The following is a 255-nucleotide window of genomic DNA, read 5'->3' as shown; positions in this document are numbered from 1 at the left end:
TCGGGATGGGAAGGGGTGGGACCAACTTGCTATGGTCATCAGGCATTGACTTGTACGAGCGACGCTTTCAGCGACGCTCCGAATCTGGAGAAGTAAGTAAATGGGGTAATGAAGTTGTTGTATCAACCAACGTTCCAACGTACTTCTTATTCACCATAACCTGCTAAGGTTATAGGGACAAGCCGTACGGGCAATTAGTATCAGTTAGCTTAATGCATTACTGCACTTCCACACCTGACCTATCAACGTCCTGGT

The 255-nt window shown here is 47.1% G+C and carries 1 rRNA gene; it reads right to left on the bottom strand.

The features are described 5' to 3' along the window. Positions 1-173: 173 nt before the first annotated feature. Positions 174-255, bottom strand: a 23S ribosomal RNA gene (locus KVP70_RS33740); the annotation flags it as partial.

It is taken from the genome of Duganella violaceipulchra (assembly GCF_019166075.1).
Taxonomy (GTDB): Bacteria; Pseudomonadota; Gammaproteobacteria; order Burkholderiales; family Burkholderiaceae_D; genus Rugamonas; species Rugamonas violaceipulchra.
Note: the sequence above shows the minus strand (reverse complement) of the source record. Positions and strands in the feature narration are given on the sequence as shown.